Genomic DNA, 21,992 nt, shown 5'->3' with positions numbered 1-21,992 from the left:
CAACGGAACCGAACATGTCAGAAATTAGCCGTGCCGTGCTTTTCGGCAAACTGGATACGCTGTTATTTACCTCTCTGGAAAGCGCGACTGCCTTCTGCAAGCTGCGCGGCAACCCCTACGTTGAGCTGGTGCACTGGCTGCATCAGCTGATGCAGCAGCAGGATGGCGATCTGCAGCAGGTCATCCGCCACTTTGCCCTCGACGAACAGCAGCTAACGCGCGATATCGTGGCGGCGCTGGACGCTCTGCCTCGCGGCGCAAGTTCCGTTTCCGATCTCTCCGAACATATCGACAGCGCCGTGGAGCGCGCCTGGGTCTTCGGCTCGCTGAAGTTTGGCGTCAGCCGCATTCGCGGCGGCCATTTGCTGATTGGCATCCTCAAGACCTGGAATCTGGCCAACGTGCTGAAAAGCATCTCGTCGCAGTTCACCCGCCTTAACGTCGAAGTGCTGATCGAGCAGTTCGACGCTATTTGCGCCAACAGCAAAGAGACGCAGCAGGCCGCTGCCGCCGTCGATGCACCGGCGGGTATGGTACCGGCTGCGCAGGGGACGCTGGCCCAGTATGGCCAGGACCTGACCGCCCGCGCCCGCGACGGGAAGATTGACCCGGTTGTCGGGCGCGACGAGGAGATCCGCCAGATGGTAGATATCCTGATGCGTCGCCGCCAGAACAACCCGCTGCTGACCGGGGAGGCCGGGGTCGGCAAAACCGCAGTCGTTGAAGGGCTGGCGCTGCGTATCGCCGACGGCGACGTGCCGGAGCCGCTGCAAAATATTCAGCTGTGGCTGCTGGATATCGGCATGCTGCAGGCAGGCGCGGGCATGAAAGGCGAGTTTGAAGCCCGTCTGCAGGCGCTCATTAATGAAGTCCAGTCCAGCGCCACGCCGATTATTCTGTTTATCGATGAGATCCACACTCTGATTGGTGCAGGCGGCCAGCAGGGAACCGGCGATGCGGCGAACCTGCTGAAGCCGGCCCTGGCGCGCGGTCAGCTACGCACCATCGGTGCCACCACCTGGGCGGAATACAAAAAGTACATCGAGAAAGACCCGGCGCTGACCCGTCGTTTCCAGACCGTACAGGTTCACGAGCCGGACGAAGCGAAAGCCATTCTGATGCTGCGCAGCACCGTGTCGCCGCTGGAGACGCACCACCAGGTCCTGCTGCTCGACGAAGCGGTCAGCGCGGCGGTGAAGCTGTCCCATCGCTATATCCCGGCGCGTCAGCTGCCGGACAAAGCCGTTGCGCTGCTCGACACCGCCTGTGCCCGCGTGGCCGTCAGCCAGAGCGCGCCGCCGGCGCAGCTGGAAGACTGCCTGCGCCATCTTGCCGCGCTGGACGTTGAAATTGAAATTGCTGAACGCGAAGCGCGCGTCGGCGCCGGTGACGCAGAGCGCGTAACGGCATTAATCACAGAGCGCGACGCGTATGAAACAAAACGCGAAGCTCTGGCCCGGCGCTGGGAAGACGAGCGCGGTCTGGTGCAGGAGATCATCCGCCTGCGCGCCGCGCTGTTTGCGGCGGGCGAGGAAGAGACCGACGAGCTGCGCGGCCAGCTGGCGGAGCAGCAGCAGGCGCTGAACGCCTTGCAGGGTGACGAGCCGCTGCTTTTTGCGGCGGTAGATGAAAACGTGGTCGCCGCAGTCGTCTCTGACTGGACCGGGATCCCGCTGGGCCGGATGGTGAAAAACGAGATCGACGCGGTACTCAACCTCGCCGACACGCTGAACCAGCGCGTTATCGGCCAGCGTCACGGGCTGGATCTCATTGCCCGACGCGTGAAAACCTCGCGGGCGAAGCTCGACGATCCGAACAAACCGGTGGGCGTCTTTATGCTGTGCGGCCCGTCCGGCGTCGGGAAAACTGAAACCGCGCTGGCGCTGGCGGAATCTCTGTACGGCGGCGAGCAGAACGTCATCACTATCAACATGAGCGAGTTCCAGGAAGCGCACACCGTTTCCACCTTAAAAGGTGCGCCTCCGGGATACGTAGGGTATGGTGAAGGCGGCGTGTTAACCGAGGCCGTGCGCCGTCGCCCTTACAGCGTGGTGCTGCTGGACGAAATTGAAAAAGCGCACCCGGACGTCCATGAGATCTTCTTCCAGGTCTTCGACAAAGGCTGGATGGAGGACGGCGAGGGGCGCCACATTGATTTCCGTAATACCATCATTATTCTGACCTCCAACGTCGGCACCGAGCTGATAAGCGCCATGTGCGCCGATCCGGAGCTGATGCCGGAGCCTGACGCATTAAGCGGCGCGCTGCGCCAGCCGCTGCTGGAAGTATTCCCGCCGGCGCTGCTGGGCCGCCTGCTGGTGGTGCCGTACTACCCGCTCAGCGACGAGATGCTCGGGCAGATTGTGCGCCTGCAGCTCAAGCGCATTCAGCGTCGTCTGGAAGAGAATCACAGCATTATTTCTGAGTTTGACGACAGCGTGGTGGAACAGATTGTTCAGCGCTGCACCGAGGTGGAGTCCGGTGGCCGCATGGTGGATGCTATCCTGACTAACACCCTGCTGCCTCAGATGAGCCAGATCTTACTTACCGCCAGCCGCAGCGACGAGCAGTACCGACGCCTGCATGTCACCTGCGAGCAGGGCGAGTTTCACTGTCAGTTTGCCGCGTAATAATCATCAAGAGAACTGTAAAAGATGACGGATAATGATAACAATCGGACTGTCCCAAACGCGCTCCCGGTCGGGTACCGCTTCAACGAGTTTGAAATCAAAGAGGTGATCGGCGGCGGCGGTTTTGGCATTGTCTATCGCGCGTGGGATCACCAGCTCGAACGCACTATCGCTATCAAAGAATTTATGCCTTCCTCGCTCGCCGTGCGCGGCGACGACATGACCCTGGTGCTGCGCAGCGAGCGCTTTGGCAAAGCATTTTCCGCGGGCCTGAATAGCTTTATTCAGGAAGCGCGTCTGCTGGCGCGTTTTAACCACCCGAACCTGCTGCACGTCCTGCGTTTCTGGGTGCAAAACGACACGGCTTACATGGGGACGCTGTTTTATAGCGGCACCACGCTTTCACGCCTGCGCGAAGAAAAACCGGAGCTGATCAACGAGGCCTGGATCCGCCGCACGCTGCCGATGCTGTTCGGCGCGATCAAGACCATCCACGACGAAGGCTATCTGCACCGCGACATCTCTCTGGACAATATTCAGATCCAGGATAACGGCCTGCCGGTGCTGCTCGATTTCGGCTCCGCGCGCCGCACCATCGGTAACCTCTCCGACGAAACGGAAACCATGCTGCGCCCCGGCTTTGCGCCGATTGAGCAGTACACCGACGATAACGAGAGCGAGCAGGGGCCGTGGACGGATATTTACGCCCTCGGCGCGGTGCTGCGTACCCTGATTGTGGGTTCTCCGCCGCCGGTCAGCGTGGTGCGCTCCATCCAGGATACCTGTAAGCCGCTGGTGGAAATCATGCCGCAGGGCTACTCCATCCCGCTGCTGCAGGCCATCGATCGCGCGCTGGCGCTGCACATGGAGGACCGTCCGCAGTCTATCGACGAATTCGCGGCGCTGATTGAGATGCCGGTCGCCGGGATCAATGACGTGCTCACCGCCAAAAAAACCGGCACCATGCTGGTTCCGGTTGAGGAAGAGAAGCCAGCTTCGGTGCTCGACTGGCGTCGCTATAAGATCCCGGGCATGGTTGCCGCGGGCGTGCTGGTGGGCGTTGTCGCCGGGGCGATGCTGTTCAGCGGTGGGAATGATGCGCCTGAGCAGGCTGCCCAGGCTCCGTCAGAGACGCGTCCGACAGAAACTGCCGCGAACGCGCCAGAGGTGAAGCCAGAAACGGCGACGGTGAGCGAGCCAGCGACGGCACAGCAGACGCCACCACCTGCCGACGCCAGCCCGGTCGCGCTGGTTTATATCCGTATCCAGGACGGTGAAACGCTGAAAGTGAACGGCGAACCAAAAGCGCTGCGTCCGGCGACCAACGGCTATGCCTCGCTCAAGCTGCCAGCGGGTGAGACGAAGATTGAACTGCAGGGCAACGGGAGAACGCGCAGCCAGACGCTGGATATCAGCAAGCCGGGCACCTGGCTGGTGAATCCTTAGTAATGCACGATCTTCAAGGCCAGAGACTTATTCCAAAGGTGTTCGAAGATCGTCTCTTCTCTTTATGTACAAAATCGCTTTAGGATTGAAAGCTCAGTTGGCTTAGTAGCGGTGGTCTTAATTGACCACCGTCAGTGAAAAACGACAGGCCCTTTTGTCTCCGACCCCGGAGAGTTAGCTGAAGCGAAGATGCGGAATTCCAATTTGTCAGTGTTAATTACGTGTATAAACAAAATGTCGCTCATTTAAAGAGTAAATCAGGGTATTTCTGGGGAAGTATGGATCTTCTCGCAATTTTAATTTATTGCGCGAATTCAGTACGCCACAACAGAATCCCATTTCTTTCTGACGCAAAAGCATTTAGTGCTTCGTTGGATTATTTTGCAGGTGATGGTTTCAGCATTTTGGTCATGCTTTTTTTTGTGCTTGACTTACTTTTACTACTCTCTTTGTTTGCTTCGGCCTGGTTATTCTTCAAACGAAAGAACGGCGCAGTCAAATTTGCTCTTGCTCAGGAATTATTTCGTTTGATTTCATTCAGATGTTCAGTCTCATTTTTCCCTCTTTTAGTAAGCGTGTTTGGAATTTCAAACGTCTGGTTGAATGTAGGGTTATTTGTCACATCAGAGTCACTGAAAATCTACTCTCTTGTTTTTTGGATGAACGAGCGGGAAAAGCCCCTTTCTTGAATGATGCTTTATCAGAGATGCGACCCGCTTTTTTGCATCGCATAAGCTAAATGGAATAAAGATTATGCTCAACCGAATTACCGTTCAGCTCCCGGTGGAGGGGCTTCTGTTCTGGAAACTGACGGGCCGCGAGGCGATGTCCGAGTCGTTTGCGCTGACGCTGACCGTGCTCGGCACGGACGCGCGCATTGACCGCAGTAAGCTGCTGGGCCAGCCGGTCACGGTGACCATCCCGACGCAGAGACTGCTGACGTCCCGCTATATTAACGGCAAGATTACCCGCGTGGCGGTCAGCGCCGTTGAGCTGACGGGCACCCGCTATGCGGTGTACCAGCTGACGGTGGAGCCGGACCTGTGGCCGATGAAGCGCGACCGTAACCTGCGTATCTTCCAGGGCCAGACGGTGCCGCAGATTGTGAAAACCCTTCTGGGCGAGCATCAGGTCAACGTTGAGGATAAGCTCACCGGCAGCTACCGGGTATGGGACTACTGCGTGCAGTATCAGGAGTCGAGCCTGGACTTCATCAGCCGCCTGATGGAGCTGGAGGGGATCGCCTATCACTTCAGCCACGAGGCTGACAAGCACACCCTGGTGCTGACTGACGCCGCCACGCAGCATCAGCCGTTCAGTGGCTATGAGGTCATTCCTTACCACCAGACGCCGTCCGGCGGCAGTACGGATGAAGAGGGTATCAGCCAGTGGGCGCTGGAGGACAGCGTGACGCCGGGGATTTACAGCCTCGACGACTATGACTTCCGCAAGCCGAACGCGTGGCTGTTCCAGGCCCAGCAGAACCCGGCGTCGCCGAAGCCGGGCAGCATCGACGTGTACGACTGGCCGGGGCGCTTTGTGGACAAAGGTCACGGGGAGTTCTATGCCCGTATCCGTCAGGAGCGCTGGCAGGTTGAGCACCAGCAGATTCAGGCCACCGCCACGGCGGCGGGGATAGCGCCAGGGCACACCTTCACGTTAACCAACGCGCCGTTCTTCAGCGACAACGGGGAGTATCTGGTGACGGCGGCGGGCTACCACTTCGAGGAGAACCGCTACGCGAGCGGCGAGGGGGAGACCATACACCGTACCGATTTCACGGTCATTCCGTCGGCGGTGGTTTACCGCCCGGCGCAGAGCACGGCTTGGCCGCGCACCTACGGCCCGCAGACCGCGAAGGTGGTGGGGCCGAAGGGGGAGAGTATCTGGACGGATAAATATGGCCGGGTGAAGGTGAAGTTCCACTGGGACCGGCTGGCGAAGGGCGATGACACCAGCTCCTGCTGGGTTCGCGTGTCGAGCGCGTGGGCAGGCCAGGGCTACGGCGGGGTGCAAATCCCGCGCGTCGGCGACGAGGTGGTGGTGGACTTTATCAACGGCGACCCGGACCGTCCGATTATTACCGGCCGCGTGTATAACGACGCAAGCATGCCGCCGTGGGCGCTTCCGGCTGCGGCGACGCAGATGGGCTTTTATAGCCGCAGCAAAGATGGCCATAAAGACAATGCCAATATTCTCCGTTTTGAAGATAAAGCCGGGCACGAGCAGATCTGGATCCATGCAGAAAAAAATATGGATACGGATATTGAAAATTCTGAAACTCATGATGTCGGTGTCGATCGTAGAAAAACCATCGGACAGGATGAGAATATTACGATTAAGCGGAACCTGAAATCAGATGTAGGTAATAATGAAACGCATAATATTGGTAACAAGCACGTTATAAACGTTGGGAAAGATCAAACCGTCTTGACCATGGATAAAGAAGGTAACGCGCTGCTGGAATCTGTGACCACGATTAAACTCAAAGTTAAAGACAACTATATTCTGATCGCCCCGGATACCATTGAGATTCACGTAGGCCAAGGCAACCTCAAAGCAGAGGCTGTGGAACAAGCCATCTTCAAAGGTGATGAGCTTACAAGACTAGGTGATGGGATCAATACCGAGCTCAAAGCAAATGATACGGTGAGTATAACGGGAACTAACCTTACCGATATTAAGGGCGCGATTGTAAAAGTTAACAGTTAATCTGCGTACAGAGAACGCTATTATGGGAAAACCAGCCGCCAGAGCGCGCATTGATTCCAGCGCACATACTGGCCCAATTCAAAGCGGAAGTCCCAACGTAATTATTGGCGGATTTCCGGCAGCACGAAAAGGCGACCCGCTTTCATGCTCCCAACATGGTCAGGGAAGTATTCTCAGTGGTTCAACAACGGTATTTGTGAATGGTTTGCCTCTCGCCAGGGAAGGTGACAAGACGGGTTGCAATACCTCAGCGACCCCTGCGGTCGCATCCACTCAACCCGCACCTCCGCAATACTGGGGCGGAACGGCGGCGAAGGATGCGGGTAAAGATGGTGCTATACATGGTGATGTTTACGACGCCCGTGTGCTTGGCGCCTATGCAAGCCTTGAAGATAAATCCGGCTTTGGAAAACCCGATACGGCTTCAGCCGGATTCGCACTTGCCGATATCACGGTCGGGAATACAAAAAGTCAGGATAAATATAAAGGCGAGGTACGTACTAAAGTAGGGGTGGCGACTGCCAGCGGCACGTTAGTGACCGATCGAGCTGATTACGGGGCGATTAATCTCAATGCAAACGCCACCGCAATACAATATGGCGCCTCGGGAAGCATTGGAAAAGAAGGGCAACAATACGGCGGCGTCGGTGGGGATGTATACCTGGCAACCGCTGAAGCGAAGGCCGTCAGTGAACTATATGACGGAAATAAAGGGCGTTATGGTTTTAATGTTGAACTTGGCGCAGAAGCCGCGGCGGTCAAAGGAGAGGCGACGGCTAAAGCCGATTTTTATGGCGTAGTCGTTGCCGATGGCAAGCTTTCAGGGAGTGCAGGGAGCGCTGGCGCTTCTGCAGGCGTGGGAACCTGGATTGATAGCACTGATTATTCATTCAACCTTAAGGTGTCCGGTGAGCTTGCAGCGGCGCTCGGTCTGGGAGGGGATGCCAGTATCAAATTTGCTCTCAAACCGATTCTTGACTGGATTTATGACGATGATGAAAGTAAGCCGTCCCCAGCGGCGGGCAGTGGCGATGGTGTGATTAAGACTGGCTGTGTTACAGTCCTGATAGGAGATTAAAATGTGTAAATGGGGAACGTTGTGATGCATTGGTTTTTCTTTATAGTCTTTATGATTTGGACGCTAGCGCTTATCTGGAATGGAAAAGATTTATTTAACAAAAAGCAATGGCTCCTTGCGGGGTTAATGTTCGTTCTAGTGTTAGTGGCTACGGTCGTCATTGGCTTTACGTTGAAATGGCTTGCTCAGTCAATGTCATTATTTTCCGTCGCAACGGCCAAGCATTATTCGATCATCTTATCCATGTCTTTCTTGTGTGTTTGGGGATTAAAGATCACATTAGTGCTGCTCTGCACGTTATTTTCCGGGATTATGGGGGGGCACAAAAGATACAACGCGGAAAATTATGAAAAATTATCGTCTATGACACGTGCCGTGGCGCCTGGCTTACTTATCTTTGCTAAAAGCTTAATTACCCTCGGAAGCTTCCTTATGTTTTCGGGTTTATGGCTTAAGTAAGCGCGACGAGTGAGGTTGCATTATGGTTGCTGAAAAACAATATTTTTTTCCTCTTGAGATGAAGGATCAGGAAAAAGAGATTCGGGAAAATTTCTGGAAATGTCTCTATACCTCTGCAGAAAAAGAGATGCTTCATTACTGGCTATTGTTACCCCAGAATGTTAAGCCAGCAGAGTTAAAGCCGATCACATTTCAGGAGGTTGGGCTGACGAATATCGGACGATACATCGCCGATGACACCGGCCCCTATATTGAAGTCTGGGCTGCATATGAACACTGTCAGTGGGAGATGAATGCGTCAGACTGGCTTATAAATAAGCTCGATTTAATGGGTGAGAAAGTACTGAGCCAAAGAATAATTACGCATCCTTCAGGAAGCGGGAAGTTTGCGGATATCCTGTCCATTAAAACGATGCCATCGGGTGATGAGGTCGTTTCACGATATACGGTGCAGAAGGATTATAATCCTGTAAATGGTGGGGGAAATTACTTCCTTTTGAAAACGGCTTGTGCGTCGAAAGATTACAACACGATTGCCGATACTATTTTCCTGATTGCTATCAACTGGGATTTACTGCATCGCAGCAATTTGATGCTTTCAGAACTGTTGAAAACAGTCAGCCTTAGCAACAAAAATGACAGTGGATTTAAAATTCCGGATTCATGGCTGGTGAATACGCTGGATGATAATCGTCTGGTAATTGAACACACAATAGGTAACGTCAACCATGGAGTGATTAATTTCTGTCTTTTCCGTCAGGCTGATTATCCCGCTGCGCAGGCTATTTTCGATGAAGCAACTGCGCGCTTTAACCGCCACGATAGTGCGGTCTCTCTTACGACATCGGACATTGCCAGCATCCCAAATGATATCAATCCCTCGTTTACAGGCGATCTTTATAGCTGTACGGGAGAGGTAGTCAGTGCTGCTGAGAATATCAGGGCTTATTACGATATGCGTATCTTTAAAATGAATGATTTGTGGTGTTACGTTGAGGTGGTTGGGCCTCATCGTAATCATCAGGATTATTATTACGAAGCCAATAAACGATGCATGGAAATCATTCTTTCTACGTTTCGCATAGAAAAACGATGAGCTGACAAAGTTAATTCATGGCCATCTAAATAAAACCATAGAAATGTGGTTTTATTTTTTGTTTCACAGAAATAATATCATAACCGCCCTCGTTCTGAGGATTAGTTAACTTCAGGCACTGAGAACAGATCATCGTGGAATAAAAAATCATGCTCAGCTGAACTATCGTTCAGCTCGCGGGAGTGGATATTCTGTTCTGAAAACTGACATCCCGCTATGTTAACGGCAAGATTATCCATGTGGCGAACGGTGCCGTTGAGAGAACGGGCACGCACTATGCTGTGTAACAGGTAGAAGTGGAGCATCCGCAGGTTCAGGCCATCGCCAGGGCAGTATTTGAGGTGACTCATGAGTAAAGAAAATTACACCGCGCTGGATTATATCAATGATGCTATTGATGCAATTAATCATCGATTATATGAAAATCCTACATTTTCTTTATATGTTATGGCGAAGAATCAGTTGGACTATATTAAGTCTATTCTAACGGGGTCTGAGAAAGATAAAAGTAAATTGCACAAATTAAATCTTGGAGTGCTTGCGTCAAAAGAGTTTGATACAACCGATGCAGAACTTGCTCAGCATTTGTCCAATGTTAATTATATAGCTTCGCAAATGGGAAAAGGATTGAAGTTTATTCTCCCTCATGAGCAAGACGTTGAGTATTTGAAAAGGCAAAAACGATATCGCAAGTGGTAAACAACGTTTGATTAAAGGGTGCGGGATGATAGATCTTTACAGCGAAGACTCAGTAATTAATCATTATGCCGATCGTTATCGTAACTACATGCCAGTTAATGTTCGTAAGGTAATAAGAAGCAGCATTGATGATTCAAATTCCTCTCATGTATGGGATGAAATATTACCTTTAATCACAAATGAAGATGTTTCACGCGATAAAGCACTTGGGGCGTTAGTGGGTTTGGCTGTTGGAGATGTAGTTGGCACTACTCTTGAATTTAAACGCAGAGACAGCGAACATGTAGCGGATATGATTGGTGGGGGACCTTTTCAATTAAAACCTGGTGAATGGACAGATGATACGTCCATGGCATTATGTCTGGCAGAGACTTATCTTTCAGAAAACAGAATGCACACCGATGTGCTTAGAAAATATCTCCTGAAATGGTATCTTGACGGAGAGAATAGTAGTAATGGTCGGTGCTTCGATATCGGGAATACGACGCGATTCGCACTTGAACAGTATATGCGTGTCGGACCTTCCTGGTATGGTAATACAGAGAAACACACTGCTGGTAATGCTGGGGTTATTCGTCAAGCACCGGTGTCTATCTTTCGTCGAAAATCGCTGCGTGCGATTTACTTCGAATCCCAGGCTCAGAGTCGAGCAACGCATGGCGCGGTAGAGTCAATTAACGCATGCCAATTTCTCGGATTGGTATTGCACTATTTAATTAACGGTTATCAAAAAGAAGAAGCTTTTTCCCCTCATGTTTTCCCACTGTGCGCGCGCGTAATGATCATAAATGCGGGTGAGTATAAGCAAAAAACTCGCGATCAGATTCGTTCAAGTGGTTATGTTATCGATACGCTTGAGGCCGCGATGTGGTCCGTATGGAATACTGACAACTTCCGGGATGCAATTCTGCTGGCCGCCAATCTTGCCGATGACGCTGACAGCGTTGCGGCGACGGCAGGACAATTAGCGGGAGCATTATATGGTTATTCCGGTATTCCGCAGGCTTGGAAAAACAAACTCGTACAACACGAACGGATAGCTACAATGGCGGGTAAATTATTCGATAGAGCACCTGAGGATAATTTCTTATAGTTAGAATTGCCAATGATAAACGGTGGAATCTAATGACTTCAATCTGGTGTGATGCTTTAATTTAACTAAATCCCATGCAAAGGATAAAATGACAATCTTTGGTTATGTTGAAAAAGCATTAATTTTAGCAAAAAAGAGATATGCTGAGGTCAAAAATCAGGATCCTCACTCTCCGCTTTTACAAATGTACGACTCTATTGTACAACAATTATTATTTCTTTGGGATTTAATTGAAGGCAAGGAAAAGGATAAAGCGAAATTATGGGAAATGACGTTCGGTATGTATGCAGTGAAGGAGTTCGATAACTCTGATGAGTTGTTTTTTGAAAGGTTGTCGGATGCCTGGTTTATTGTGGATCAAATCCGCCGAGGCTTAAAGGTTAGACTGCCGCATGAGGTTGATGCCAATTACAGAATGAAACAACATAATCTTAAAATGAAATATCCTGATGAATTCTAGGGGTTGATATTAAAAATATTTTATTATGGGTGAATGGTGATAGACTTACATGCTAATTTGAATGTATTGTTAAAATATGTAGATATATATCGTAAGTACTTACCTGTTAGCAGTCTTTCAGTCCAGCAGAAGATGCAGTATAAATATAATGATAAACTATTAGAATCATCTTTTGATTGCGATGTACAAAAACAATGGGACTTAACACCACAATGTAACATCTCACTCGCGGAATCACGGGATCGTGCTGTCGGTGCGCTTATTGGTCTTGCTGTTGGAGATGCCGTAGGTACAACGCTTGAATTTTTACCTCGTGACAAAGCACATGTCAAAGATATGATAGGTGGTGGGCCATTTCGACTCCGCGCAGGTGAATGGACGGATGATACATCCATGGCATTATGTCTTGCGGAAACGCTTCTTGAGAAAGGTGATGCTGATACTATATGCTTCAGGAATAAGCTTCTGGACTGGTATCAGCATGGTTATAACAGTTCAAATGGCATCTGTTTTGATATAGGTAATACAACTCGATTTGCTTTAGATCAATATTTAACTGTTGGTCCCGGGTGGAGCGGTAATACTGCGCCAGAAACTGCAGGTAATGCATCCATTATCAGACAAGCACCTGTCTCAATTTTTTTTAGAAAATCATTAAACAAATCGTTTTATGAAGCAAAAAAACAAAGTATCGCAACACACGGTGCCGCGGAAGCAATAAATAGCACTCAGTATTTAAGTTATTTGCTTGTGCATATGATTAATGGTAGCAATAAAGATTTTATTTTTTCTCCGCATGTCATGCCGCTTCAGCCACGTGTAATGATTATCAACGCGGGTGAATATAAGAAAAAAACTCGCGATCAGATTCGTTCAAGTGGTTATGTAATCGATACGCTTGAGGCCGCGATGTGGTCCGTATGGAATACTGATAATTTCCGGGATGCGATTCTGCTGGCTGCCAATCTTGCCGATGACGCTGACAGCGTTGCGGCAACGGCGGGACAAATAGCGGGAGCATTATATGGTTATTCCGCTATTCCGCAGGAGTGGAAAAATAAACTCGTACAACATGAACGTATCGCCAAAATGGCTGGTGAATTGTTCGATAGAGCCCCTGAAGACACTTTCTTGTAACTGTTTATCTCGATGAAAATTCAGGAAAAGTGGTTTTTTTGTGGCATGAGAAGTCAATCTTACAGCTACTCATTATCAAACCAGCAGCGTTTACGCTTTGCGTATTGAAATGAGTTAACTTCTGGCACTGAGATTAGTCCATAGTGGAATAATGATTATGCTCAACCGAATTACCGTTCAGCTCCCGGTGGAGGGGCTGCTTTTCTGGAAACTGACGGGCCGCGAGGCGATGTCCGAGTCGTTCGCGCTGGCGCTGACCGTGCTCGGCACGAACGCACGCATCGACCGCAGTAAGCTGCTGGGCCAGCCGGTCACGGTGACCATCCCGACGCAGAATCTGCTGACGTCCCGCTATATTAACGGAAAAATTACCCGCGTGGCGGTCAGCGCCGTTGAGCTGACGGGCACCCGCTATGCGGTGTATCAGCTGACGGTGGAGCCGGACCTGTGGCCAATGAAGCGCGACCGTAACCTGCGTATCTTCCAGGGGCAGACTGTGCCGCAGATTGTGAAAACCCTGCTGGGTGAGCATCAGGTCAACGTTGAGGATAAACTCACCGGCAGCTACCGGGTCTGGGACTACTGCGTGCAGTATCAGGAGTCGAGCCTGGACTTCATCAGCCGCCTGATGGAGCTGGAGGGGATTGCGTATCACTTCAGCCACGATGCGGACAAGCACACCCTGGTGCTGACTGACGCCGCCACGCAGCATCAGCCTTTCAGCGGCTATGAGGTCATTCCTTACCACCAGACGCCGTCCGGCGGCAGTACGGATGAAGAGGGCATCAGCCAGTGGGCGCTGGAGGACAGCGTGACGCCGGGGATTTACAGCCTCGACGACTATGACTTCCGCAAGCCGAACGCGTGGCTTTTCCAGGCCCAGCAGAACCCGGCGTCGCCGAAGCCGGGCAGCATTGACGTGTACGACTGGCCGGGTCGCTTTGTGGACAAAGGTCACGGGGAGTTCTATGCCCGTATCCGTCAGGAGCGCTGGCAGGTGGAGCATCAGCAGATTCAGGCCACCGCCACGGCGGCGGGGATAGCGCCAGGGCACTCCTTCACGTTAACCAACGCGCCGTTCTTTAGCGACAACGGGGAGTATCTGGTGACGGCAGCGGGCTACCACTTCGAGGAGAACCGCTACGCGAGCGGCGAGGGGGAGACCATACACCGTACCGATTTCACGGTCATTCCGTCGGCGGTGGTTTACCGCCCGGCGCAGAGCACGGCTTGGCCGCGCACCTACGGCCCGCAGACGGCGAAGGTGGTGGGGCCGAAGGGGGAGAGTATCTGGACGGATAAATATGGCCGGGTGAAGGTGAAGTTCCACTGGGACCGGCTGGCGAAGGGCGATGACACCAGCTCCTGCTGGGTTCGCGTGTCGAGCGCGTGGGCGGGCCAGGGCTACGGCGGGGTGCAGATCCCGCGCGTCGGCGACGAGGTGGTGGTGGACTTTATCAACGGCGACCCGGACCGTCCGATTATTACCGGCCGCGTGTATAACGACGCGAGCATGCCGCCGTGGGCGCTTCCGGCCGCAGCGACGCAGATGGGCTTTATGAGCCGCACGAAAGGGGGCTCCGTGGACAACGCCAACGCCCTGCGCTTTGAGGATAAAGCGGGCGCAGAACAGGTATGGATCCAGGCCGAGCGCAATATGGATACCAGCGTTAAAAATGATGAAACGCACAGCGTCGGCGGGGCGCGCAGCCATTACGTGAAGAAAAATGAGCTGCATCGTGTGGAAGCAAACCAGACTCAAGCGGTGAAAGGTGGAACCGAGATCCTGACGGGGAAAGGCAAGCTGGATGCGGCGGTCGAGCAGTATGTTATTGCATCCGGGACGAAGCTGCGGCTGGTCTCAGGTGAGAGCGCTATTGAGCTGAACGCTAACGGCAAGATTAACCTGATCGGCAAAGAGTTTAACTTCTTCGTGGAAGGGGATGGTTATATCACCACGGGCGGTAAGCTGCATCTGAATACTTCTGGCACCAAGCCGGGCACAACGGCGCCGGGTTCTGGGCATAAAGGGGATATTGATGCGGCGGTGCAGGCGAAATTTACGCCGGGAAAGGAGAGTAAGGCTGGTGTGGCTGCCAGCGCACCAGCCGAAACCTCTAAAAACGCTACGCCTCCAGCATCCAATGTTCCTTCAAGCGGATATGGAAAGGATGTAGATAGTCTTGTCGATAAATCACCGACGATGAAAAATGACATAGCGACGTTAAAGAAACGAGGCTGGACATTTGAAGAAGGTGAAGCAGGCAAGGGGACGTTTGCCAATCGTCAAAAGCGCGTTATTACCGTTGATAAAAATGAGCTCGGTAACCCGAATGCAGTCGTTCAGTCTCTGTCACATGAAAGTGGTCACGCTTTATATGAACCTAACATTGATTTTTCTTCGCGCGACGCCTATCTCAACAGCACACTCAGTGATGAAGGCGCTGCAACCTTGAACAATATCCGGGTCCAACGCGAAATCATAGCCAACAAGGGTGGGGATATAGGTATTGCAGGCAATCCGGCAAATCAGACACAATATAATCGTATCTATGATTCTCTCGAACGTGGGGCTATAAAGGAAAGTGAAGCGCGTACGCAGATAGGCCGTATCTTTGGCAAAGGCGAACAAACGTCTACCACAGGGCAATATTACGAAGATTATTATGGCGGTTGGTATGATAAAAATTATCCATAGTCTAAAAACGGGTGCGGTGCTTGCGGCTTTATTAACGACGGGAATGGCAGGAGGTAACATGCAGAAACAGGATCTTTGGCAGTTCATTGAAGAAATGAGCGCATCGCTCAAAACATTGTCCGTTAACAGTCTGGATAACGCTCCGTTGTCATTCAAGCTAACGAAACAAAATGAATATATCAATTTCTACAATGCCGACGATATCAAACTGGCGGATGGAACGAACATTACTGCAATTGATTTACGTTTAAGTAAAGAAAGTGACGGGATGGCACCGTTACTGAATTTTTCACCGTCCGGCCAGTGCATCACTCTCGACACTGTTAAAAAACATTATCCGCAACTGACGTTAACTGATTATCCGCGAGGCCGTTCGGAGAACGAAGTGACCAGTTATACAGCGCTAAAGGATATGAATGGGCAAAAAATAAGCTTCAGTTTCACGGTAAAAAAACCTGACTGCTTGGGTGGGGTCGCTATTAGCGCTGACTAAAAATGTTTATTTCATTACTCACTGCTTTTTAAAGTAGTGAGTAGCATAACATTTATCCAACAAATGACGATTAACGTGAAAAAACGCCTTTCTGTCTCTCTTTTTTTTACCCTCATGTCTACCTTTCTGAGCAGTTATGAAGTAATGGCTCAGACTATGCCGCTCATTCTGGCTAAAGATGATTTTTCTCTGCAGTTAAACGACCAGATTGTGGCACTGGGTGAGAGATGGACTCCTGAGGTTGCGCGTAAAATTGCAGTTTCTGTGGAAGGTAGTTTTGTCGGTGAAGTTCCTTTTGACGGAACGAACTATAAATTCTACCAGCATCAGAAGACTGGGTTAAGAATATTCAGTTCCAATCTCTGGTGGGATAAAACCGAGCGAAGTGTTGACGATTATATTGTGGCGCAGATTACGTTAACTGCTCCGGATGGCAAAACAGTTCGCGGGATCCATATTGGTTCAACAATAAATGAACTTAATAAAGCTTACGGCAGTGGTCAGGTCGAAAATGATTCCGGGGAGCAGTGGGTTTCCTATGAATTGGGAAAGAAATTGCTCTCTTTTGAGCTTAAAGACAGTAAGGTTGTAAAAATAACAATGAATTACGAAAATGGTACTTCAGAGTGATTTATGACCAAAAAGTATCTGGCAGTCGTTTTGTTCACGGCGTTATTGACAGGCGTCGTTGAAACCACAACGGCGCTTGAATTATCGCAATATAATAAGCTCGATACGGTCAGTCACATCGTTAACGACAGCGAAGTGACAGACAATCTCAGGAAAACGCTGGGAAATCATTACCAGACCTTTATTGATAACTTTGATGTCTTCGGTGAACCGCATACCACCACAGGTGGTGGGTTGTTTGTTGAAGGCTGGTTAAAAGATCTCTTTCAGGAGAATGCATCCGCGCTGGTCATCAATCCTGACGGCAAAATCTTTGCAGCCTGGGTGGTTCCGACGTCGGACGTTATTCATTACCAGTCATCTGATAATAGCCCGGTTATTCATGCCGATATTCAGCAGTGGGCAGCCAGATTTAATGCGATGCATTTTGCAACGTTCGGCCAATCAAAACTCGTATTTGACGGGGAGTGGGCTGGCGAATACAAGAACGACTCGACGTTAACCCTGCGGTTAGCTGAATCAGACAACCGAATCATCGGCTCTTATTGCTATATCTCCCAGAGAGGAAACCGCATAGATTGCCCGGAAGATGATGAGCAAAATCTTAGCGGTACGATCGCTGGCAATCGTGCCAGCGTTGAGTTCAACTCATCATTTGGCGGCGTAGGTGGACGGGCTGTTCTGGAAATAAAGGGGCGTGAAATGGAATGGCGTTTAGTTACTCCTCCTCAAAAAGGAAATTACTATGCCCCGCTGCGGTATACATTACGTAAAGCCGCTTCGGTTCAAAACGCGGAAACCAGAAAACTGGACACCGATAAATTCACTATTTCGCTGATAAACAAATGCGGCCATTTTGAGAGCAAATGTGACGAGATGGTTTATCTCGGCGTGCGCAAAAGCGATAACAGTACGATCTCCTTAAGGGGTAAAACGTTACACGACTCCGCAGGTAAAATAATCGGCTCAACGTACAAGAATGGCGAGATCGCTTATACCGTGACGTATGCACCTGTGAAATTGGTTGTCAGCAAAGGCAGTCATGTTTTAGTCGAACAGTCAGGCCAGTGGCTTAAATAAAACAGCCAGCCAAAAGGCCAGCATGGATTGGCCTCTTTTGTTTCTCTCAATATTAATCATCCCGAGTTCACTTATGAAATACACCCTCCAGGAAGGTTCATTTTCCCTTTTTCCTGCTGCCTGGCAGGATAACAGCATGAACATCATTCGCGATGACGAAAGCGGGCTGTCCGTGGTGGTCAGCCGCGGCGTTATCCCGGACGGCAGCGACTACGAACAAGAGTTTCACCGCCAGTGGGACGTGCTGCGTCCTCAGATGGGTGAGATTGCCCAGAGCGAATTCCGGAGCGTAAAAGCCGGGCCTGATGGAAAAATTAGCGGACTGGAAGTCGAGACCACCTTTGACCGCAACGGGCAGCGTCTGTGGCAAAAACAGCTGGCCGTGCAGACGCCGGGCAAACCGGTATTGATGATTTTTACCCTCTCAGCGCTCAGAGCATTCACTGAAGAGGACGAGGTGCGCTGGAGCGCGCTTAAGCAGAGTCTGACGCTAAACGACAACCGGAATGTGTAAGGCATGAGCGATAACAACGCGGCCCGTAAGGGCGACGAGATTATTCACTCCAGCATTTTTGCTGACATCACCAGCATTGTGGCGGAAGGTGCCGCCTATGCGGTGATCGGTGCGGCGGTAGGCGCAGCAGCAACCGTAGCGGCGCCATTGCTGGGGGCGGGGGCAGCAGCTGCAGGCGTGGCAGCAATTGGATCCAGTTGTCTGTTAAGCGGCATCATTGGCGGCGTGCTGGCGAACGTGGCGGGGATCACAGACGATATCAGCAATGCCGCGGAAGGGTTAGGTAATGCGCTTTTCCCGCCGTCGCCTGCGGGCAAAATCACCACCGGTTCGAACAACGTTCTGACCAACGCAATCCCTGCCGCGCGCGCGGCAGGCACGCTCACGCCCGCCGATACCCCGCCCCCTGAGCCGCAGTCGCCGGGCAGCTTTGCCGATTACGCGGGCATGCTGCTTTCCGCCGCCGGACAGTTTGGCAGCGAAATGTGGCAGCCGAGCGTGGCCTCTGCCGCTGCGGGAACCTCGCCGCTGGAAGAAGACAAGGTGGCGTGTGAAAAACACTCCGGGCCGCAGTATCTGGCGGAAGGCTCCAAAAGCGTCTTCATCAACGGCCAGCCTGCGGTGCGCGCGAAAGATCGCACCACCTGCGAAGGCACCGTTTCCGACGATGTCTCTCCTAACGTGATCATCGGCGGGGACACGCTCACGGTCCGCGATATCAAAAGCGGTAAAACGCCGGGTCTCGCGCTGGGGATGATTGCGCTCTCCCTGCTGCGCGGGCGTCCGGGCAAGATCCTGAAAAACATGCCCTGTGCGCTGGCGGCGGCAGGCGGTGGGATGCTGGCGGATATGGCGGTGAATGCCGTGTTTGGCTCCTCGCACCCGGTTCATGCTGCCACCGGCGTGAAGGTGCTGAATGACGACGACGAGCTCGACTTCTCGCTGCCGGGGCGCTTCCCGCTGCGCTGGCAGCGCAGCTATAACAGCCTGACCACCCGCGAAGGGCTGTTCGGTCTGGGCTGGGCTACAACTTTTGACAGCTATCTGACGCTGGAAGATAACAATGCGACCTGGTTCGATGAAACCGGGCGCGAGCTGAGCTTCGAGCTGCCGCCTGTCGACCGCGCGTTTTACAGCATCAGCGAAGGCATCATTATCCGCCGCAATGAGAGCGGCGACGTGGCGATTGCCGACGATGACGGCGCGGTGTGGCGTCTGTACAAACCGACCCGCGCGAATCCTTCTATCCTGCGTCTGGCCTCCCTCAGCGATGAATACGGCAACGCGCTGCTGACGGCGTGGGACGAGCACGGCAGGCTGGTTGGTCTTCACGACGAGCCGCGGGCGATAGACGTCACCCTGCGCTATGAGGATGAACGTTTCCCGCAGCGGGTTACCGCAGCTAGCCATTTCGACGGCAACCAAACCTGGCCGCTGATGCAGTGGGGCTACGATGCGCGCGGCCAGCTGGCGAGCGCGACGGACGCCTCCGGCGTGGTGACGCGTGAATACCGTTACAACGACCACGGCCTGATGGTCTGGCACCGCTTGCCGGGGGGGCTGGAGAGCGAATACCGCTGGAAACAATTCGATCACTGGCGCGTGGTGGAAAACCGCACCAGCACCGGCGATGGCTGCCGCTTTAGCTACGATTTAGACGCGGGGTTGACGACCGTCGAGCACTACGACGGCCAGACGCGACGCCACTACTGGAACGCGCAGAATCTGATTGTGTGTTACGTCGACGAGCGCGGTGAAAACTGGCGCTACGAGTGGGACGATAACGAGCTTCTGACGCGTCGCATCGATCCGCTCGGCAACGCCGTCACCTTCGTCTACGACGAGATGGGCAACCGGGTGCAGGAAATCGATGCCGACGGCAATACCCGCACCACCACCTGGCTTGAGCACCGCGCACTCCCCTCGTCAATCATTGAAGCAGACGGCAGCGCGACCCGGTTCTGGTACGACGAACACCACGGACTGAAGCGTGTGCTGGATCCGATGGGGCAGACGACGCAGCTGCGCCGGGACGAGTTCGGCCAGGTCGTTGAAGAGGTCGATGCCGCCGGCAACAGCCGCTATCAGGAGTACAACGAGGCCGGGCAGATTGTCCGTTCGACGGACTGTTCCGGGCGTATTACCCGCTATCGCTATCACCCGCTGGGCTGGCTGGTGGCAGAGATTAGCGCCGACGGTGAAGAGACGCGCTACCGCTACGACGCCGCAGGGCGCCCGGTGCAGCTCGACCGTCCGGAAGGCTGGACGGAGTCGCTTAAATGGAACGAACGTGGCCTGCCGGTGAGGCACGCGGGCGCCGACGGGAAAGAGAGTGAGTTCAGATACGATGAGGCGGGGCGCTTAACCGCCACCCGTAATACGCAGGGTGAAGAGGTCCGTCGCCGCTGGGACAGCCGCGGGCGTCTGATTGCCCTGGAAAACGAGAACGGCGAAGCGTACCAGTTCCGCTGGGGCGCTGACTCGCTGCTGCTGGAAGAGGTAGGGCTTGATGGCGTGGCCTCGCAGTATCGCTATGATGCCTGCGGACGCACGATAGCGCGCACGTTTGCCGCCGGCCATCCGGAGGCTATCACCCACGCCTTCGCCTGGAGCGCGAGCGGTCAGCTGGTCGCCCGCACCACGCCAGAAGGGCAGACCCGCTACCACTACACGCCGTCCGGGCTGTTAAGCCGGATTGGGCTGCATCCTGCGCTTTCAGTCGACGCGTGGACCACCGAGGCAGAGCAGGAGCTTGCCTTTGAGTACGACGCGCTTGGTCGCGTCACGCGCGAAGCGGGCGAGCACGGCGAACTGGCGTGGGAGTATGACGCGCTGGGCAACCGCACCTCCGTCACGCTGCCCGATGGCCGCGAGCTGAAACAGTTCTACTACGGCAGCGGGCATCTGCTCAGCATTGCCCTCGATAAGCTGTCGGTCTCCGACTTTACCCGCGACGAGCTTCACCGTGAAACCAGCCGCACGCAGGGGCTGCTGACCACCCGCAGCGAATACGATCGTCTTGGCCGACTGCATCGCCGGGACGTCTTTACCGGCAATGCCCAGCGCCCGTCGCCGCGCCGCTGGTCCCGCCGCTGGGATTACGACTATCGCAATAACCTGGTGAGGGAAGAGCGGGACGATAACCCGTTCAGCTGGTACCGCTGGCAGTACGACAGCGCCGGGCGTCTGCTCGTTCAGGACGGTACGCTACCCGGCCAGGAGCAGTGGCGCTGGGATGCGGCGGGTAACCCGCTCGAAGGAACTGCTGAGAAGGTCACGCACAACCGCCTGACGCAGCTGAACGGTATTCGCTGGCGCTATGACATCCACGGCCGCACCGTGGAGAAAGATAACGGACAGACCCGCTGGCACTACCGCTACGACGGTGAGCACCGCCTGACGGAGGTGATCAGCCAGCCGCGGGACCGCAACAGGCCGCAGACGCAGGTCAGCTTCCGCTACGATCCGCTCGGGCGACGCATCAGCAAAACGCGCCGCCAAATGCTGGGCGGACAGCCAACCGGCAAGCCGGTCACCACCCGATTTGTCTGGGAAGGGTTCCGGCTGTTGCAGGAGGTGCACGGGGACGTGCCGCTGACCTACGTCTACAGCGATCAGGACAGCTACGATCCGCTGGCGCGCATAGACGGCGTTGATGCCCCGGAGATCTTCTGGTTCCACTGCCAGCCCAACGGCACGCCGGAGCGGATGACGGATATCGAAGGGCAGGTGCGCTGGGAAGGCGTGAACAGCGCCTGGGGCAAGCT

General features: G+C 53.3%; 17 protein-coding genes. All 17 read left to right on the top strand.

Going from position 1 to position 21,992, the window contains the following annotated elements; all coding sequences use genetic code 11:
* Nucleotides 1–14: 14 nt before the first annotated feature.
* On the top strand, nt 15–2,630 hold the full coding sequence (gene tssH, locus IM291_RS15425; protein WP_192987243.1) for a type VI secretion system ATPase TssH: 2,616 nt from the start codon (nt 15–17) through the stop codon (nt 2,628–2,630).
* Nucleotides 2,631–2,654: 24 nt separating this feature from the next.
* Nucleotides 2,655–4,076 carry a serine/threonine-protein kinase gene (locus tag IM291_RS15420; protein ID WP_047367778.1) on the top strand — a complete coding sequence of 474 codons (1,422 nt, stop codon included), beginning with the start codon at nt 2,655–2,657 and terminating at the stop codon, nt 4,074–4,076.
* Nucleotides 4,077–4,354: 278 nt separating this feature from the next.
* Nucleotides 4,355–4,765, top strand: coding sequence for a hypothetical protein (locus tag IM291_RS15415; protein ID WP_226840400.1), 411 nt, complete (start codon nt 4,355–4,357; stop codon nt 4,763–4,765).
* A gap of 64 nt (nt 4,766–4,829) precedes the next feature.
* Nucleotides 4,830–6,788 (top strand): type VI secretion system Vgr family protein, encoded by a 1,959-nt coding sequence (locus IM291_RS15410; protein ID WP_192971785.1) that lies wholly within the window; start codon nt 4,830–4,832, stop codon nt 6,786–6,788.
* Nucleotides 6,789–6,810: 22 nt separating this feature from the next.
* The gene (locus tag IM291_RS15405; RefSeq protein ID WP_024909805.1) at nt 6,811–7,866 is read left to right on the top strand and encodes a PAAR domain-containing protein; all 1,056 of its coding nucleotides are present in this window, start codon (nt 6,811–6,813) and stop codon (nt 7,864–7,866) included.
* A 24-nt stretch (nt 7,867–7,890) separates the two neighbouring features.
* On the top strand, nt 7,891–8,325 hold the full coding sequence (locus IM291_RS15400; protein ID WP_226840406.1) for a hypothetical protein: 435 nt from the start codon (nt 7,891–7,893) through the stop codon (nt 8,323–8,325).
* A gap of 22 nt (nt 8,326–8,347) precedes the next feature.
* The gene (locus IM291_RS15395) at nt 8,348–9,421 is read left to right on the top strand and encodes a hypothetical protein (protein WP_047366826.1); all 1,074 of its coding nucleotides are present in this window, start codon (nt 8,348–8,350) and stop codon (nt 9,419–9,421) included.
* A 348-nt stretch (nt 9,422–9,769) separates the two neighbouring features.
* Nucleotides 9,770–10,120, top strand: coding sequence for an immunity protein Tsi6 family protein (locus IM291_RS15390; protein WP_192971786.1), 351 nt, complete (start codon nt 9,770–9,772; stop codon nt 10,118–10,120).
* A 25-nt stretch (nt 10,121–10,145) separates the two neighbouring features.
* Nucleotides 10,146–11,213, top strand: a complete 1,068-nt coding sequence (gene tri1, locus IM291_RS15385; RefSeq protein WP_048998862.1) for an ADP-ribosylarginine hydrolase Tri1 — start codon at nt 10,146–10,148, stop codon at nt 11,211–11,213.
* An 88-nt stretch (nt 11,214–11,301) separates the two neighbouring features.
* The gene (locus IM291_RS15380) at nt 11,302–11,673 is read left to right on the top strand and encodes an immunity protein Tsi6 family protein (RefSeq protein WP_048958537.1); all 372 of its coding nucleotides are present in this window, start codon (nt 11,302–11,304) and stop codon (nt 11,671–11,673) included.
* Nucleotides 11,674–11,709: 36 nt separating this feature from the next.
* Complete coding sequence (gene tri1, locus IM291_RS15375) at nt 11,710–12,810, top strand: ADP-ribosylarginine hydrolase Tri1 (RefSeq protein WP_048998863.1); 1,101 nt, start codon at nt 11,710–11,712, stop codon at nt 12,808–12,810.
* Nucleotides 12,811–12,967: 157 nt separating this feature from the next.
* The gene (locus IM291_RS15370) at nt 12,968–15,508 is read left to right on the top strand and encodes a type VI secretion system Vgr family protein (RefSeq protein WP_192971788.1); all 2,541 of its coding nucleotides are present in this window, start codon (nt 12,968–12,970) and stop codon (nt 15,506–15,508) included.
* Nucleotides 15,489–16,001, top strand: coding sequence for a hypothetical protein (locus IM291_RS15365; protein ID WP_047366809.1), 513 nt, complete (start codon nt 15,489–15,491; stop codon nt 15,999–16,001). The genes IM291_RS15370 and IM291_RS15365 overlap by 20 nt, the downstream gene beginning before the upstream one ends.
* A 75-nt stretch (nt 16,002–16,076) precedes the next feature.
* Entirely contained in the window at nt 16,077–16,631 is a 555-nt protein-coding gene (locus tag IM291_RS15360; RefSeq protein ID WP_074147927.1) for a hypothetical protein, read from the top strand.
* Nucleotides 16,632–16,634: 3 nt separating this feature from the next.
* A complete protein-coding gene (locus IM291_RS15355) occupies nt 16,635–17,711 on the top strand; it encodes a hypothetical protein (RefSeq protein WP_048998874.1) in 1,077 nt (358 codons plus the stop codon).
* Nucleotides 17,712–17,784: 73 nt separating this feature from the next.
* Nucleotides 17,785–18,225: a DcrB-related protein gene (locus IM291_RS15350; protein ID WP_047366812.1), complete on the top strand. Its 441-nt coding sequence runs from the start codon at nt 17,785–17,787 to the stop codon at nt 18,223–18,225.
* Between the two features lie 3 nt (nt 18,226–18,228).
* A partial coding sequence (locus IM291_RS15345; RefSeq protein WP_192987238.1) for a DUF6531 domain-containing protein occupies nt 18,229–21,992 on the top strand: 3,764 nt, incomplete at its 3' end.

The sequence above is a fragment of the Enterobacter cloacae complex sp. P27C genome, assembly GCF_014895705.1.
GTDB lineage: Bacteria > Pseudomonadota > Gammaproteobacteria > Enterobacterales > Enterobacteriaceae > Enterobacter > Enterobacter bugandensis.
Note: the sequence above shows the minus strand (reverse complement) of the source record. Positions and strands in the feature narration are given on the sequence as shown.

Excerpts from the sequence above, each read along its gene's own strand:
- IM291_RS15405 (WP_024909805.1), top strand. The coding sequence starts at position 6,811 with ATGGGAAAACCAGCCGCCAGAGCGCGCATTGATTCCAGCGCACATACT.
- IM291_RS15400 (WP_226840406.1), top strand. The coding sequence starts at position 7,891 with ATGCATTGGTTTTTCTTTATAGTCTTTATGATTTGGACGCTAGCGCTT.
- IM291_RS15420 (WP_047367778.1), top strand. The coding sequence starts at position 2,655 with ATGACGGATAATGATAACAATCGGACTGTCCCAAACGCGCTCCCGGTC.
- IM291_RS15415 (WP_226840400.1), top strand. The coding sequence starts at position 4,355 with ATGGATCTTCTCGCAATTTTAATTTATTGCGCGAATTCAGTACGCCAC.
- tssH (WP_192987243.1), top strand. The coding sequence starts at position 15 with ATGTCAGAAATTAGCCGTGCCGTGCTTTTCGGCAAACTGGATACGCTG.
- IM291_RS15350 (WP_047366812.1), top strand. The coding sequence starts at position 17,785 with ATGAAATACACCCTCCAGGAAGGTTCATTTTCCCTTTTTCCTGCTGCC.
- tri1 (WP_048998862.1), top strand. The coding sequence starts at position 10,146 with ATGATAGATCTTTACAGCGAAGACTCAGTAATTAATCATTATGCCGAT.
- IM291_RS15390 (WP_192971786.1), top strand. The coding sequence starts at position 9,770 with ATGAGTAAAGAAAATTACACCGCGCTGGATTATATCAATGATGCTATT.
- IM291_RS15410 (WP_192971785.1), top strand. The coding sequence starts at position 4,830 with ATGCTCAACCGAATTACCGTTCAGCTCCCGGTGGAGGGGCTTCTGTTC.
- IM291_RS15365 (WP_047366809.1), top strand. The coding sequence starts at position 15,489 with ATGATAAAAATTATCCATAGTCTAAAAACGGGTGCGGTGCTTGCGGCT.
- IM291_RS15355 (WP_048998874.1), top strand. The coding sequence starts at position 16,635 with ATGACCAAAAAGTATCTGGCAGTCGTTTTGTTCACGGCGTTATTGACA.
- IM291_RS15380 (WP_048958537.1), top strand. The coding sequence starts at position 11,302 with ATGACAATCTTTGGTTATGTTGAAAAAGCATTAATTTTAGCAAAAAAG.
- IM291_RS15395 (WP_047366826.1), top strand. The coding sequence starts at position 8,348 with ATGGTTGCTGAAAAACAATATTTTTTTCCTCTTGAGATGAAGGATCAG.
- IM291_RS15370 (WP_192971788.1), top strand. The coding sequence starts at position 12,968 with ATGCTCAACCGAATTACCGTTCAGCTCCCGGTGGAGGGGCTGCTTTTC.